Below are 14,613 nucleotides of genomic sequence, written 5' to 3'. Positions count from 1 at the left end.
TTTTTTCGCTTTGCAGGGCATTCGGTTTGCACTAACTTTGCACCAAAAGTGGCTAAGCGCCACATTACAAACTATCATGTTGAAAAGAATTAAGAGAAATTGGTATGTGCCCAAGGGGCAAGAACCTACAGATTTCGACAAACGCATACTGAGCTACCAAAATCGCGGTGAACTCGTACCTACGCGCAAACTTATAAAAACGCCTGAACAAATAGAAGGCATAAAGCGCTCTTGCGAAGTGAACACTGGCGTGCTTGACCTGGTAGAAAAAGAAATTCATGCAGGCATGAGCACTGAGGACATTGACAAGCTGGTGTACGACTACACCGTGGCTCATGGCGCTATACCCGCACCACTCAACTACGAGGGCTTTCCCAAAAGCGTGTGTACAAGCATCAACGAGGTGGTTTGCCACGGCATTCCGTCTGAATTCGAGGTACTTGAAGAGGGCGACATCATCAACGTTGACGTGAGTACAATTCTTGACGGCTACTACAGTGACGCCTCGCGCATGTTTATCATTGGCAAGACTTCGCCCGAAAAGGAGAAGTTGGTGCGCGTAACAAAGGAATGCCTTGAAATTGGTGCCGAAGCTGCAAAACCATGGGGCTTTGTAGGAGACATCGGCAAGGCTATTGAGAAGCATGCCAAAAAGAATGGCTTCAGTGTGGTAAAAGACCTGTGCGGCCACGGCGTGGGATTAGAATTTCACGAGGACCCTGAGGTTGACCATTACAACACACACCACAATGGCATGTTGCTCGTACCGGGCATGGTGTTTACCATTGAACCCATGATCAACATGGGCGATTGGCACGTGTTTATCGATGAAGAAGATGGCTGGACGGTCGTGACGGAGGACGAACTGCCCTCTGCACAATGGGAACACACCTTCTTGATGACCGAACACGGATTGGAGGTTCTGACTTACTAATTTAGTTGACGCATACAAGTTGGTTAGCGTGCAAGCAAGCTACTATGCTTTATGTCGCATGAACGCCCTTATAATTGGTGTAAACAAAGTTACGACGAAATGAGCACAACACCCTTTTTACCATAAACAGGGCAACTAAACCAGCCTACGCTTCAACACAATTGCAGGATTTTTGCAGATTACATCAATCCCGATTGCATCACACAACACAAGTAGGTGTTCAAAATTATTTTTACATTGAAAGTGCATTATCGGGACGCAGATGTTTCCTTCGGGTGAGGGAACATAGCGGGCTATGTGACCGAGATCGAAGGGGACAGATGCGCCTCGAGAATGTGCTTTCAATGTGAAAATGACACCTACTGATTGTATAAAATAATTTTGAACACCTACTTACATACATTTACGAATACAACGAATGACTACAATACTTGCTATAGAATCGAGTTGCGACGACACTTCAGCGGCTGTCATGCGCGATGGCTTTCTGCTGAGCAATGTCACAGCAAGTCAAGCTGTGCACAAGGCATACGGTGGCGTGGTGCCCGAACTGGCCTCACGCGCACACCAGCAAAACATCGTGCCCGTTGTTGACCAAGCGCTGAAACAAGCCGGTGTCGACAAAGAGGAATTGTCGGCTGTGGCTGTAACACTTGGCCCAGGCCTGATGGGGTCGCTGCTTGTGGGCGTATCGTTTGCCAAAGGACTTGCTACCGCACTCGGCGTACCTTTGATCGAAGCCAACCACCTGCAAGGCCACATTTTGGCTCATTTTATCCAAACGAAAGACGATGTGCACGAAGTACCTCCCTACCCCTTCCTATGTTTATTGGTCAGCGGTGGCAACTCGCAAATAGTCAAAGTTAATGCCTACAACAAACTCGAAATATTAGGACAGACTATTGACGATGCTGCGGGCGAAGCAATGGATAAATGCTCCAAGGTGATGGGATTTGGCTATCCTGGCGGACCTATCATTGACAAACTCGCACGTCAGGGCAATCCCGACGCCTACAAATTTGCCAAGCCGCACATACCCGGACTTGACTATAGTTTTTCGGGACTGAAAACATCTTTCCTGTATTTCCTTCGCGACCAGATTAAGGAAGACCCCGACTTTATTGAACACCATAAAGAGGATTTGGCAGCCTCGCTTGAACGCACTATCGTTGACATATTGATGAAGAAGTTGGACCTGGCGGTCAAACAAACCGGCATTAACCATGTAGCCCTGTCGGGTGGTGTATCGGCCAACACAGGACTGCGCAACGCCTTCAAGCAACGTGCCGAGGAAAAAGGATGGCATATTTACATACCGCGCTTTTCATACACAACGGACAACGCTGCCATGATTGCCATCACAGGCCATTACAAATATCAGGACAAAGACTTCTGTCCGATTGACAAACCGGCCTACTCACGCACCACGCTCTAAGCTACGCTGTCACACGTACATTATACATATCATACGAAATTACAACTTAGAGGTGGCTCAACACACAACAAAACGGCCACCCGCTAAAAAGACATACAATGGATTTAGACCTCAAACTTGTAAGCAAGGAAATCAACGAAATTATGTGGCGTGAGTGCAAGACTCTTGCCACAGCCGAAAGCTGCACCGCCGGCCGCATTGCCAGCGTTATTACAGCAGTGCCGGGCAGTTCAAACTACTACAAAGGTGGCTTGGTATGCTATGCTGACGAAGTAAAAGAGAACATTCTGGGCGTTGACGCCAAAGTGATTGAAGAGCAAACTCCCGTATGCGAGGAGGTTGTACGCCAAATGGTCATCGGCGCCAACAAGTTGTTTAACACTGACTATGCCGTAGCCATTAGCGGCTATGCAGGTCCTGGCGGCCCCGATGGCGGCAAAGCTGGCGTCATTGTTGGCACAATTTGGATTGCAGTTGGCAATGCCGACCACATTGAAACGCGCATGATTGAAGAAGACAACGGCCGCGACAAGAACTTGGCCTCGGCCACAAACGCAGCCATGCACATGTTGCTCGACTATATCAAGGGCGAGGAAAAACCCGAAGATGCTGCCGAGTAAAGAACTGTCGTAAAGGGAACGACGTTCACACTCTATATCATACATTGTCACATCAGAGCAGAAAGTTTACAGACTTGCGCCCCAACAAAATAGAGGCGCACTGCAAACTTTCTGCTCTGTTTGGCTATAACAAGGGCATAACTTGCACAAAAGTCGCCCCCATTAGAGCTAGCGCTTAGAGCTAGCGTTTGGTGATAGCGCTTAGAGCTAACGCTTAGTGATAGCGTTTGTCGCTTGCGTCCGTTCGCTTGTTTACACTAAAAGAATCAAGACAAAAAAAGTTGCATTTGTGACTCCTGACTTCATCACTTTTTTGCGCCATTATATAGTGCGTATTGAAAATCAACGAGTTACGTAATTAAATTGGGTGACGTAGGGTGACGCAAGCAAAGAAGCGGACCTTGTTTTGCTCTTTTAAGGGCTGTTCGCCCTTGTACCGCTTACCGCGAAGACATAAGTACATAAGCTACATAAGTAACATAAGGCTGACGCCGTGGTTTTTTACATAAGCTGAGGCAGGGCTGCCCGCCCTGCTTGTAAGAGACATAAGGCTGGCGCCGTGTCATTGGCTCTAATGTAGTTTGTCGTGATAACATAATGGAACACAATTAAAGCGTTCTCTTTATCAGGCGTCAGCCCTTATGTATCTTACAGGCTGGGCGGAAAGCCCAGCCTCAACTTATGTAAAAAAACACGGCGTCAGCCTTATGTTACTTATGTAGCTTATGTTCTTATGTCTCCCGCGGTAAGCGGCACAAGGGCGAACAGCCCTTAAAGCAAAGGACAAGGCTCGTTGCTCCCAATGTAGAATAAGACATATTCTACCTTGTCAGCCCGCTATAATCGATTTGGGTGACGCATTGACGAAGTCAGGAAATGTTGCATTTGTGACTTTTACCATACTACAACAACTTACATACCGAGTATCTTACATCTTACACTAATACGTTACAACTCATTGATTGTCAACACTTTACTCAGTGTAAGATACTACAAATTCCACCTACACACAACCTACACAACCCATATGCTGCCACACGGCACAAGCACGGGAGAACAGTATCACGGCATAGGGGAGCAGAAAAGTCTGTTGCTCCGACTGATTTTTCTGCGTCCTTGTGCCGTATTATCTACTGCATACGTCCATGTTGACTGCGAGGCTGCGGGGTAAGGTGTGTAAGATGTGTGCAAGGGTGTGTAAGATACTTTGGAATCATCTTACACTCTTGAAACGTCTGTATATCAACTTGTTACGTACAAAAAGTGTAAGATGGCAGTAAAAGCACGCACTCTCTTTTACATGAGGGATGACGGCGATGGGGCAAATATTTGTGTACAAATTGTACACTTTTTTTGTTGGGTGCAATGCCTTAGTGTTACCTTTGCAGCACTTTACTTTTATATCAAACCAAATTGTATTGACTACCATGAAACGAATGCTTAACAGAATGCTGCGCTATGCTGATGCCATTGTGAAACGTGGCGTGGACAAACTGATAGATGTTATCGCGCATAGCCTGGAACCACAAAGTAAAAACACTGTAACACCCCAGCGGAAAAAACGCATGCGCAACGACACTGACTGCGCACCGCAAACAACTGGCAGCACCACGAACTGCGGTCTGACCGAACAAGCCATCAGTCTTATGGACGAACTGTACGACATTCGCTATAATGTGCTTGACCGCACACCCGAAGCACAACGGCGCGACCAGGCGGACAAAGGGTTTGTGCCCGTGAGCAAACTGGTGCGCAACACGATGGTGATTGACTTGCACAAACGGGGCTGCATGGTGTGGAACAATGATGTGGACCGCATTGTGGAGTCGGCCTACATGCCGCGGTATCACCCCTTCAGCGCTTATTTGCAGGCCCTGCCTCAGTGGGACGGCACCGACCGCGTGGGTCCACTGGCCGAACGGGTGAGCACCGATGCGCTGTGGCGCATGGTGTTTGGGCGCTGGCTGCGCTGCATGGTGGCCGGTTGGGTGCAAGCTACAGCGGGCGGTGCAAGCACCTGTGGCAATGCCATTGCGGCTGTGATAAAAACGTCTCCAACCGCAGCGACCTATTCCACCTTGTTTCTGTTATGCCCCTATCGAGATAACAAGAACGTTTGCCATTAGCTCTAATGTAAAGTTTCGTAATCTTGACGATGACCAAAAGGCAGGACTTGTCTCAACTACAAAGATGAAGGCAATGGTTATTGACTTTTTATTCGATTCAAAGTCTGTCTTAGGCACAAAATGACTGAAAAATAAGTCGTTTGCTTTGTCATTAAATAAAAAGTTACTACCTTTGCACCCCGTAAGCGGATAGTATGTCCGTTGACTGGTCAATGTAAGAAAAACCACCCCAAGATTACGCAACAACAAAATTCTGAAACCCAGTCATAGGAGAATAAATACCGAAAACCGCTACACTTCTAATCAAACAACAAAGAAACAAAGCGAAAGCAATGTCTAAGATTTGTCAAATTACAGGAAAGAAAGCCATGATTGGCAACAACGTTTCTCACTCGAAGCGTCGCACAAAGCGCTCGTTTGATGTAAACTTGTTCACTAAGAAGTTCTACTACGTTGAACAGGACTGCTGGATCACACTCCGCATCAGCGCTGCTGGTCTGCGCCTCATCAACAAGGTCGGCTTGGACGCCGCTCTCAACAGCGCCGTAGCCAAGGGATATTGCGATTGGAAAAATATTAAAGTAATCGGCTAAAATTGTAGAATAAAATGGCTGGAAAGAAAGCTAAAGGCAACCGCGTTCAGGTTATCCTCGAATGCACTGAAATGAAAGAAAGCGGCCTTCCTGGAACATCACGTTACATCACAACGAAGAACCGCAAAAACACTCCCGAACGTTTGGAGTTGAAGAAGTATAACCCCATTCTTCGCAGAATGACCATCCACAAAGAAATCAAATAAACCACAGTAAACCATGGCAAAGAAAACAGTCGCTACACTTCAAGAAGGTAAGACCGATGGACGCTCTTACACCAAGGTAATCAAGATGGTAAAGAGCCCCAAGACTGGTGCTTATATCTTTGACGAACAGATGGTTCCTAACGAAGCTGTTAAGGACTTCTTCAAGAACTAATCTGAAGTTCGGCAATAATTAATTGATTCTTGCGATGCCTACACAAAGGCTATCGTAAATCATACACAAGGCTGCGTACCTCTAATAGGTATGCGGCCTTTTTTGTTGGCCACGCGCTTTTCTCTTTACAAAACATAGTGTAACTTTGCAAAAGAACAATATATCAGCAGATGCTCATAACCATGATGGCATCATTACAACTTGCACGTCATTGTTTTGAATATCTGCCCAACTACAAAAGCACATTTCTATGAGAAAAAGAGTCCTATTCATTGCCTCATGCGCGATGCTTGCAATGTCTACTTTCTGCCAAGCGCAAAACACTTTCCTGAAACCAGACCAAGTGGCCAATAGCCTTGAGCTGCTTCCACCCCCACCCCAACCCGGTAGTGCACAGTTCAATTACGACGAAGCGCAATACAAGTGGGGAAAGATGCAACGTATCACTCCACGCGGCAAACAGGCTGCCGAAGACGCCAATTTGGGCGGTGTCGGATTGTCAAACGCCTTTTCTGATGCTTTCGGAATCAAAATATCTAAAGAAGAAACGCCCGAAATATATACACTCATAAGCCGTATGCAGGAGGACGCAGGCGATTTGTCTACACGAAGCGCAAAGAACTACTATATGCGCATGCGCCCATTCATGTTATTTGGCGAACAATCACTAACCCCCGGTGCTGAAAAGTGGCTCGCCACAAATGGCTCTTACCCATCAGGCCATACCGCCATTGGTTGGGCTACAGCCTTGGTGCTTGCCGAAATTAACATTGACCGCCAAAACGAGATACTGAAACGTGGATTTGAGTTTGGCCAAAGTCGTGTTATTTGCGGTGTTCACTATCAAAGCGATGTTGATGCAGGCCGAGTGGTGGCCAGCGGACTCGTGGCACGCCTGCATGCAGACGAAGGCTTTTGCACACAATTAGCCAAAGCCAAAAAAGAATTTGCAAAGTTGAAGAAAGCCGGCAAGGTGAAGTAAACAGACTGCAATACGCCTACTGATGCAAAAAGGGCGTGGCCTCAAAGCAAGATTCCAGAAATAGAAATCTGCCTTGGGGCCACGTCTTTTCTATATCAACAGGCCATGTTGCATTGCGTGCAACAACCATGCACGCACATCACCTGCACCTCATCATTTCTGTTCATCGTCACATTCGCCCAAACGATGCGAAATGCGCATGGCACAGAAGTTTGGACCGCACATGGTGCAGAACTCTCCGTTTTCGAAATGTGCGTCTTTGTAATACTTTGTAGCCAAATCTGGGTCAAGACTCAAGTTGAACTGGTCCTTCCATCGGAATTCGTAGCGCGCTTTTGACAACGCATTGTCGCGTACCTGTGCACCAGGATGCCCCTTTGCCAGGTCGGCCGCATGCGCAGCTATCTTGTATGTCACCACGCCCGTGCGTACATCGTCGCGGTTGGGCAAAGCCAAATGTTCCTTGGGGGTAACATAGCAAAGCATCGCAGTGCCAAGTGCACCTATTATTGATGCGCCAATGGCTGATGTAATATGGTCGTACCCTGGCGCAATGTCCGTTACAAGCGGGCCAAGCGTATAGAAAGGTGCATTATGACACTTTTCAATCTGGCGCTGCATGTTCTCAGGAATTTTATGCATTGGCACATGACCCGGCCCCTCAATAAAGGCCTGCACGCCCTTAGCCCAAGCACGTGTAACCAGTTCGCCCATGGTGTCGAGTTCGGCAAATTGCGCGCGGTCGTTGGCATCGTAAATTGAGCCCGGACGCAAGCCATCGCCAAGAGATATGGCTACATCGTACTGCGCACAAATATCGCAAATGTCATCAAAGTGTTCATACAAGAAACTTTCCTTGTCATTTTGCAAGCACCATTCTGAAATAATGCTGCCGCCACGGCTCACCATGCCTGTCATGCGCCCCTGAGAGAGGTGAATGTTTTTGCGACGTATACCACAGTGAATGGTGAAATAGTCCACGCCCTGCTCACACTGTTCGATGAGTGTGTCACGATAGAGCTCCCAAGTCAAATCCTTGGCCTTGCCATGCACCTTCTCCATAGCCTGATACATAGGCACTGTGCCTACGGGCACGGGGCTGTTACGCACTATCCACTCACGGGTTTCGTGAATATTGGCACCAGTTGAAAGATCCATAATAGTATCGCCTCCCCATTTGCAACTCCAAATAGCCTTTTCCACCTCTTCGTCTATCGATGAGGTAGTGGCAGAGTTGCCAAGGTTGGTATTGATCTTTACCAAGAAGTTGCGACCAATAATCATTGGTTCAGCCTCGGGGTGATTGATGTTGGCGGGAATGACGGCACGACCAGCAGCCACCTCATCGCGCACGAACTCTGGCGTAATGTGGGTTTCAATGCCAAGTTCTTTACAATTCATGTTTTCGCGTATGGCCACGTATTCCATCTCAGGCGTTACAACGCCCTGTTTGGCCAAAGCCATTTGTGTGACAGGTTGGCCGGGCAAAGCACGCAACGGCAGGTGATGGTGGTTAAAGCGCAAAACATCAAGCGATTTATCTGCCAAACGTTCACGACAGTAAGACGATGAAAATTCGCTCAATCGTTCTACACCGCCACGCTTCAATATCCACTCTTCACGCAAACGCGGAAGCCCTTCTTTTAAGTTGGGAGTATAATCAGGGTCGGAATACGGACCGCTGGTGTCGTATACCATCACAGGTGCATTCTCTTTGTAATGCTTTTTACCCTCAGCATCTTTAGTAACGGTTGGAGTCAATTCCACCTGACGCATAGCCACCCGCAGTTCGGGGTAACGTTCGCCATGCAAATATATTTTCTTGCTATTAGGATAATGTATTTTCATATCGAACTATTTATTTAGTAGGTGTTCAAAATTATTTTATACAATCAGCAGGTGTCATTTTCACTTTGAAAGCACGTTCCAGATAAAGAGTATTTTGAACACCTATTTATTTGTCAGCGTTCAAAAAACTCTGCATCATTTGCACAGGGTCGTCAGCACGCAGTATGGCACCACTCACAGCTATGCCATGTACCCCCGTTTCGAGAATAGGCATCACATCATCGAGTTCAATTCCGCCTATGGCACATATTGGTATGCGCAATGCTTCGTGCTCAACCTGCTGCATAATTTGTTTGTAACCTTCCAGACCTATCACCGGTGACAATTTCTCTTTAGTCGTCGTAAATCTGAACGGGCCGCAACCAACATAATCAGCACTAAGGCGTTTGAGTTGCCTGATATCGTCTATGGTGTTGGCAGTGCCCCCAATAATGAAATCGTGTCCCAACACCTCGCGCGCCTCATCAACGGGCATATCATGTTTGCCCAGATGCACACCATCAGCCTTTATCTTTTTACAGAGTTCCACTCTGTCGTCCAATATGAATGTGGCTTGATTTTTGCGACACTGCTCGAGCAAACGCACTGCAATGGGCTCAACCTCATCGTCCGACGCATTTTTCATGCGCAGCTGAATCCATTTGCAACCACCCCGCAGAGCCAACATAGCTGAGTCTTCATAGCCTATGGTGGCTGTGGTGTGGGTAATAAATTGTACTGGAACCATATAAATATAATATACGATTATTTTATGAGCTTTTCCTTCGCCAGCATGACCTGGTGCAGGTTCCGAGGGTATAATCTCAGCACGCCCAAATAGGCGTACACCCCTTAGCTCTTTTGAATTGCGCACAAAAGTACGAATAAAAACAAGGGCGACAAAAAAAGCCACTAATAATTTGCACCATTGGAGGATAAGTCATACTTTTGTAAGCATATTTATATTAGGCGTAAAGTGTAATCTTGCAAATTGATACTGCCACGCCATCATAATTTCAACAACATATGAAACAACATATACTACTTACTATCATAAGTTTACTTGTATTCTCAGCCCCGGCTGCGGCCATGGCATCGCCCGTCGACCCTTCGGCGCCACTTGCTGAATCAACCGAGATGCAAGGTATTAACGACGAAGCGAACCATGTGGACGTTTCGGTAAGCGGCACCAGCATTCAAGTGCACGCTGTCAACTGTCAAGGAGCCACCCTGAAGGTGTACGACATTGTGGGAAAACTGAAATATGTAGCGCACATTGACAGCAACGACAAAACGGTACGTTTCTCGCTGGGAAAGGGTGTATACTTACTCAACATCAACAAAACCACGCGACGCATCAGCGTAGCGGGCTAAAACGGCATGGCGCTGCAACATGATAGTGGCATATAGCATTGACACCCTGCGCAACCCCGACACACGGACTCAGGCCTTTGCGGCCATGGTGCGTGACACGACTCCAAAATTGTACACGCAAATCCGACGTATTGTACAATACCATGATGATGCCGACGACGTGTTGCAAAACACCTATATGAAAGCGTGGCAGGCATTGGACTCCTTTAGGGGTGACTGCCAAATATCCACATGGCTATACCGCATCGCCATGAACGAGGCTTTGTCTCTCCTGCAAAGGCAACATACTACAGACAGTTTGGACACTGAGGACGATGCCAACATGCGGTCGCTTGAAAGTGACCCTTATTTTGATGGCGACGAAACTGAATTGATGCTGCAACAAGCTATAGCTACCCTGCCTGAAAAACAACGCATTGTGTTTAACCTTAAATACTTCGACGAAATGAAATACGAGGATATGAGCACTATGCTTGAAACCAGCGTGGGAGCGCTCAAAGCATCGTATCATTTGGCAGTGAAGAAAATTGAGGAGTATTTTAACGCACACGATTAAACTTTTATGCGTTTTATGTGTCATAGAGATAAAGACATATTATCGTGATATGACCAAATAACTGTAACGCAATGAGCACATTCGATACAAATATTTCAAAAAAGCACAATCCATTTGTCGTACCCGAAAACTATTTGGCAAGTTTTCCGGAGTTGATGATGCAGCGCATCGCAGCATCGGCACAATGTGTGCAAAAGGCGCACAACATGTTCATTGTGCGCTGGATACCATGGCTTGGCGCTGCTTGCGTGGCAGCGCTGCTTGTACTGTTCTCGCAAATACAACAGAGCCAAATGTCTGATGTGGATACACATATTTCAGCACAGTCCAGCAACAGCGATTCGCATGCCGATGCGGCCTATGACTATTTGATGATGGCAAATGCCAATAATATTGAAGCCTACGACTATGATTACTAAAATACTTTGTTTGCTTGCCACCTTGTGCTGCTTGACATTAAACACGCCTGAAGCACACGCCGCTTCATGCCAAACAATGCAACCACAGCCTCCTGATGCACCAAACAACCGGCCGCCAAGAAAATTCAACCCTGAGCAATTCCGACGCGACCTTACCGAACACATCACCAAAGCGGCTGGATTTACACCTGCCGAGGCCCGGACTTTCTTCCCCCTATTCTTCGAAATGAGGGAAAAGCAGCGCAACCTTGAGCATCAAAAGGGACGTGCACTACGTCACGCGGCAGAGCATAATATGAACGAATATGACTGTCAACGTGTGTTGGCAGAGGTGGCCGAACTGCAAAAGAAATCGTTGCGCATAGAGCAGCAATACTGCACACGCCTGCGCAAAATAGTCGGTGCATGCAAACTTGTGAAGGCCATCAGTGCCGAGAGAGCGTTCGGACGCAAGGCTTTTAAGAAAATGACAAAATAACAAACAGACACATTGTCAATGGAGAACCCGCAAATCGAGTTAGCTCGAAAGATTATAGAAACGACAGACACCAGTTTGTTCCTTACAGGTAAAGCCGGCACAGGAAAGACAACTTTCCTGCGTCGGCTTCGTTCTGAGTCGCCCAAGCGTATGGTGGTACTTGCCCCAACCGGCATTGCGGCCATTAACGCTGGCGGAACAACCATACACTCATTTTTTCAATTATCATTTGCCCCCTTTGTGCCTGGCGCCACCTATACAGAAAAACAGCGCACATACGGCATGAACAAGCAAAAAATAAAACTGTTGCGTACCCTCGACTTACTCGTTATTGACGAAATAAGCATGGTGCGCGCCGACCTGCTCGATGCCGTAGACGACACACTGAAACGCTACCGCCACAGCAGCCTTCCGTTTGGCGGAGTGCAACTGCTGCTTATTGGCGATTTGCAACAATTGGCACCGGTCGTAAAGGACGAGGAGTGGGATATGCTCAAACAGTTCTACGCCACGCCTTACTTTTTCAGCAGCCTGGCCTTGCAAAAGACCAATTACGCTACCGTCGAGCTTGAAACGGTTTACCGCCAAAGCGACCCTGAATTTTTGTCATTGCTCAACCACATACGCATTGGCAATGTCAGCCAGCAAGTGCTTGACAAATTAAACAGTCGGTATATCCCAGGATTTCGTCCCGAAAATGAAGACGGCTATATTCAATTAGTCACCCACAACTACCAGGCACACAACATCAACTCTCATGAAATGGAGATGCTTGATGCACAGCCCTACACATACGATGCCACCATTAAAGGCAATTTTCCTGAATACGCCTACCCCACCGACCTGAATTTGACCCTCAAATGCGGTGCACAAGTAATGTTTGTAAAGAATGACACAGACAAGCGCTACTTTAATGGCATGATCGGCGAGGTTGTCAAAATAAGCAACGACGGTTTTACAGTAAGTCCCAAATCCGACCCCGAACAACTTATCGAGGTACACAAAGACGTTTGGGAAAACACACGCTACGTCCTTGACGAAAAGACTAAGGAAATAAAAGAGAAAGTAGACGGCACTTTTGAACAATACCCCGTAAAATTGGCATGGGCCATCACCATTCACAAGAGCCAGGGGCTTACCTTCAACCATGTGATGATTGACGCCTCGAGTGCCTTTGCACACGGCCAAACTTACGTAGCCCTTAGCCGCTGCCGCACACTCGAAGGCATTGTGCTGACATCGCGCATCAGCCAATCGGCCATTATTGCCGACAAGCACATTGACGCATACAACAACGAAATGACAAAGCGCCGTGTAGACAATGACAAACTGACACTGATGCGTCACAACTACAGTCTGCACTTGGTGGCCGAGCTATTCAATTTTGAAAAGGAGCGCATCGGACTGGCAAGCATGACACGCATATTCCAAGAGTTTTTGTCATCAACATACGCAAGCACCACAAGGGTGTATGAAGATATGCTGCGCATCTTCGACATGCAAGTAATGAACGTGTCAGGCACATTTCACCAACAATACACACAAATGCTGCATAACTTAAATGGCGATGTTGAAAACGAGGCGCTACAAGTGCGCATCAGAAAAGGCGCAGAATACTTTGCCGACAAATTGTACGATGTGCGCGAATTGATAGAAAACACGCAAATCGACATTGACAATGCGGCAACCAAGAAACGCCTTACAACAACACGATCCGACCTGTTGCTGCAAGTGCGCCTGCACATCAAGCTCCTTGAGATTGCTGCCGACGAAGGATTTACAACAAGCAGTTATCTGCAAAATCGTGCCAAGATATTGTTGCAGATCGAAGAAAGCAGCAACACGAAGAGCAGTCCAACCCAGAAAAACGGCACAACCAAGAGCACAGACAAGGAGAGTATACCGACTGAGATCAAAAACGGTGACCTGTACTACCGGCTCAAAGCATGGCGTGCCCAACGTGCCACTGCCGATGGCGTACCGGCCTACATGGTGCTTAACACCAAAGCGCTGATTGCCATGGCCAATTACGTGCCCACCGAAACGAAGTATCTGATCAGAATGCCCCACTTTGGCAACAAGAGCATGGAAAAATATGGCGCAGAATTATTGGAGCTCATTAAAGCCTATGCACAAGAGCACAATCTTAAGCCAGCCATGCCCGACAGTGTTTTGCAACAGCCAGCTGAACAGCAGCCCGAGGCGCCCAAGGAACCCAAAGAAAAGACCTACGAAAAGACCTTGCGCCTGTACCTCGAAGGCAAAAAGCCTCAAGCTATTGCCGATGAGCGCGAGCTGGCACTGAGCACCATCATATCACACCTTGCACGATACATCAGTTCCGGCGAGGTTAAATTTGACGACTTGGTGTCGCCCGCCAACTTTGAGCGTACCAAAGCCTACTTTGCCACCCACCCCTACTCCAAAGAGCAGCGTCTGACCGACATACGCAATAGCATGGGCGACGACATCAGCTTTAACGACATCAAACTGTCTATGCTCAAACTGGGATACATTAAAGATTATAACTAACACTTTGACATGAAGAGTTTACTGATAAAAGATACAACAACTGAGGAGCGCATTGAAATCGTAAAAAACGCGCTGAACTTTGGCGGTGCCGACTGCGAAGGCATTGACATGGACGACATGTACGACGACTACATCTTCGGATTGAAGGAGTTGGCAGAAATCAACCTCGAATTCAGCGAAAGACATGCAGGAGAAATCAAAGCCAATTCTACAATGGACCGCCCCACCCGAGGCGGGTGCAGCATGCGCTGACATTTTGCACAAAAATACATGACTTTTCTAACCCACAATCGCCTTTATAGTCCGGTTGTGGGCTTTTTAATGTCAAATATCTACACATTGGCACATTATTTGTATGC

16 protein-coding genes and 1 riboswitch are annotated in these 14,613 nt (G+C 47.3%); of the genes, 14 read left to right on the top strand and 2 right to left on the bottom strand.

The features are described 5' to 3' along the window. Nucleotides 1-76: 76 nt before the first annotated feature. The 8 genes from map (at nucleotide 77) to BQ5453_RS10370 (ending at nucleotide 7,068) form a co-directional block, all read left to right on the top strand. The gene (gene map / locus BQ5453_RS10400) at nucleotides 77-934 is read left to right on the top strand and encodes a type I methionyl aminopeptidase (RefSeq protein ID WP_071123161.1); all 858 of its coding nucleotides are present in this window, start codon (nucleotides 77-79) and stop codon (nucleotides 932-934) included. 418 nt (nucleotides 935-1,352) lie between these two features. Next, nucleotides 1,353-2,369, top strand: coding sequence for a tRNA (adenosine(37)-N6)-threonylcarbamoyltransferase complex transferase subunit TsaD (tsaD, locus tag BQ5453_RS10395; RefSeq protein WP_022102236.1), 1,017 nt, complete (start codon nucleotides 1,353-1,355; stop codon nucleotides 2,367-2,369). Between the two features lie 98 nt (nucleotides 2,370-2,467). Further along, nucleotides 2,468-2,989 carry a CinA family protein gene (locus tag BQ5453_RS10390; RefSeq protein ID WP_022102237.1) on the top strand — a complete coding sequence of 174 codons (522 nt, stop codon included), beginning with the start codon at nucleotides 2,468-2,470 and terminating at the stop codon, nucleotides 2,987-2,989. A 1,427-nt stretch (nucleotides 2,990-4,416) separates the two neighbouring features. Then, nucleotides 4,417-5,115 (top strand): hypothetical protein, encoded by a 699-nt coding sequence (locus tag BQ5453_RS10385; protein ID WP_143033377.1) that lies wholly within the window; start codon nucleotides 4,417-4,419, stop codon nucleotides 5,113-5,115. A gap of 332 nt (nucleotides 5,116-5,447) precedes the next feature. Continuing rightward, nucleotides 5,448-5,708 (top strand): 50S ribosomal protein L28, encoded by a 261-nt coding sequence (rpmB, locus tag BQ5453_RS10380; protein ID WP_022101083.1) that lies wholly within the window; start codon nucleotides 5,448-5,450, stop codon nucleotides 5,706-5,708. Between the two features lie 14 nt (nucleotides 5,709-5,722). Further along, nucleotides 5,723-5,914, top strand: a complete 192-nt coding sequence (gene rpmG, locus BQ5453_RS10375) for a 50S ribosomal protein L33 (protein WP_022101084.1) — start codon at nucleotides 5,723-5,725, stop codon at nucleotides 5,912-5,914. 13 nt (nucleotides 5,915-5,927) lie between these two features. Beyond that, nucleotides 5,928-6,086, top strand: a complete 159-nt coding sequence (locus tag BQ5453_RS13830; RefSeq protein ID WP_021908561.1) for a DUF4295 domain-containing protein — start codon at nucleotides 5,928-5,930, stop codon at nucleotides 6,084-6,086. 250 nt (nucleotides 6,087-6,336) lie between these two features. After that, the gene (locus BQ5453_RS10370) at nucleotides 6,337-7,068 is read left to right on the top strand and encodes an acid phosphatase (RefSeq protein ID WP_071123159.1); all 732 of its coding nucleotides are present in this window, start codon (nucleotides 6,337-6,339) and stop codon (nucleotides 7,066-7,068) included. Nucleotides 7,069-7,221: 153 nt separating this feature from the next. Here the strand turns inward: BQ5453_RS10370 and thiC are convergent, their stop codons facing one another. Together thiC and BQ5453_RS10360 are read right to left on the bottom strand one after the other, a co-directional pair. Then, entirely contained in the window at nucleotides 7,222-8,916 is a 1,695-nt protein-coding gene (gene thiC / locus BQ5453_RS10365) for a phosphomethylpyrimidine synthase ThiC (RefSeq protein ID WP_071123158.1), read from the bottom strand. 106 nt (nucleotides 8,917-9,022) lie between these two features. Beyond that, on the bottom strand, nucleotides 9,023-9,643 hold the full coding sequence (locus BQ5453_RS10360) for a thiamine phosphate synthase (RefSeq protein WP_022101087.1): 621 nt from the start codon (nucleotides 9,641-9,643) through the stop codon (nucleotides 9,023-9,025). A gap of 15 nt (nucleotides 9,644-9,658) precedes the next feature. After that, nucleotides 9,659-9,758: riboswitch (TPP riboswitch) on the bottom strand. Nucleotides 9,759-9,921: 163 nt separating this feature from the next. Here BQ5453_RS10360 and BQ5453_RS10355 point away from each other — a divergent pair. The 6 genes from BQ5453_RS10355 (at nucleotide 9,922) to BQ5453_RS10330 (ending at nucleotide 14,506) form a co-directional block, all read left to right on the top strand. After that, nucleotides 9,922-10,269 (top strand): T9SS type A sorting domain-containing protein, encoded by a 348-nt coding sequence (locus BQ5453_RS10355; protein ID WP_083361212.1) that lies wholly within the window; start codon nucleotides 9,922-9,924, stop codon nucleotides 10,267-10,269. Between the two features lie 19 nt (nucleotides 10,270-10,288). Beyond that, nucleotides 10,289-10,825 carry an RNA polymerase sigma factor gene (locus BQ5453_RS10350; RefSeq protein WP_071123156.1) on the top strand — a complete coding sequence of 179 codons (537 nt, stop codon included), beginning with the start codon at nucleotides 10,289-10,291 and terminating at the stop codon, nucleotides 10,823-10,825. Between the two features lie 71 nt (nucleotides 10,826-10,896). Further along, on the top strand, nucleotides 10,897-11,244 hold the full coding sequence (locus tag BQ5453_RS10345) for a hypothetical protein (protein ID WP_071123155.1): 348 nt from the start codon (nucleotides 10,897-10,899) through the stop codon (nucleotides 11,242-11,244). Between the two features lie 76 nt (nucleotides 11,245-11,320). Then, the gene (locus tag BQ5453_RS10340) at nucleotides 11,321-11,722 is read left to right on the top strand and encodes a hypothetical protein (RefSeq protein ID WP_143033376.1); all 402 of its coding nucleotides are present in this window, start codon (nucleotides 11,321-11,323) and stop codon (nucleotides 11,720-11,722) included. A gap of 18 nt (nucleotides 11,723-11,740) precedes the next feature. Continuing rightward, entirely contained in the window at nucleotides 11,741-14,254 is a 2,514-nt protein-coding gene (locus tag BQ5453_RS10335; protein WP_071123153.1) for a helix-turn-helix domain-containing protein, read from the top strand. 9 nt (nucleotides 14,255-14,263) lie between these two features. Beyond that, nucleotides 14,264-14,506 (top strand): hypothetical protein, encoded by a 243-nt coding sequence (locus BQ5453_RS10330; RefSeq protein WP_071123152.1) that lies wholly within the window; start codon nucleotides 14,264-14,266, stop codon nucleotides 14,504-14,506. Nucleotides 14,507-14,613: the final 107 nt, after the last annotated feature.

Source organism: Prevotellamassilia timonensis (assembly GCF_900106785.1).
Lineage (GTDB): Bacteria > Bacteroidota > Bacteroidia > Bacteroidales > Bacteroidaceae > Alloprevotella > Alloprevotella timonensis.
The sequence above is the reverse complement of the archived record's forward strand: the minus strand, read 5'-3'. Positions and strand labels throughout refer to the sequence as shown.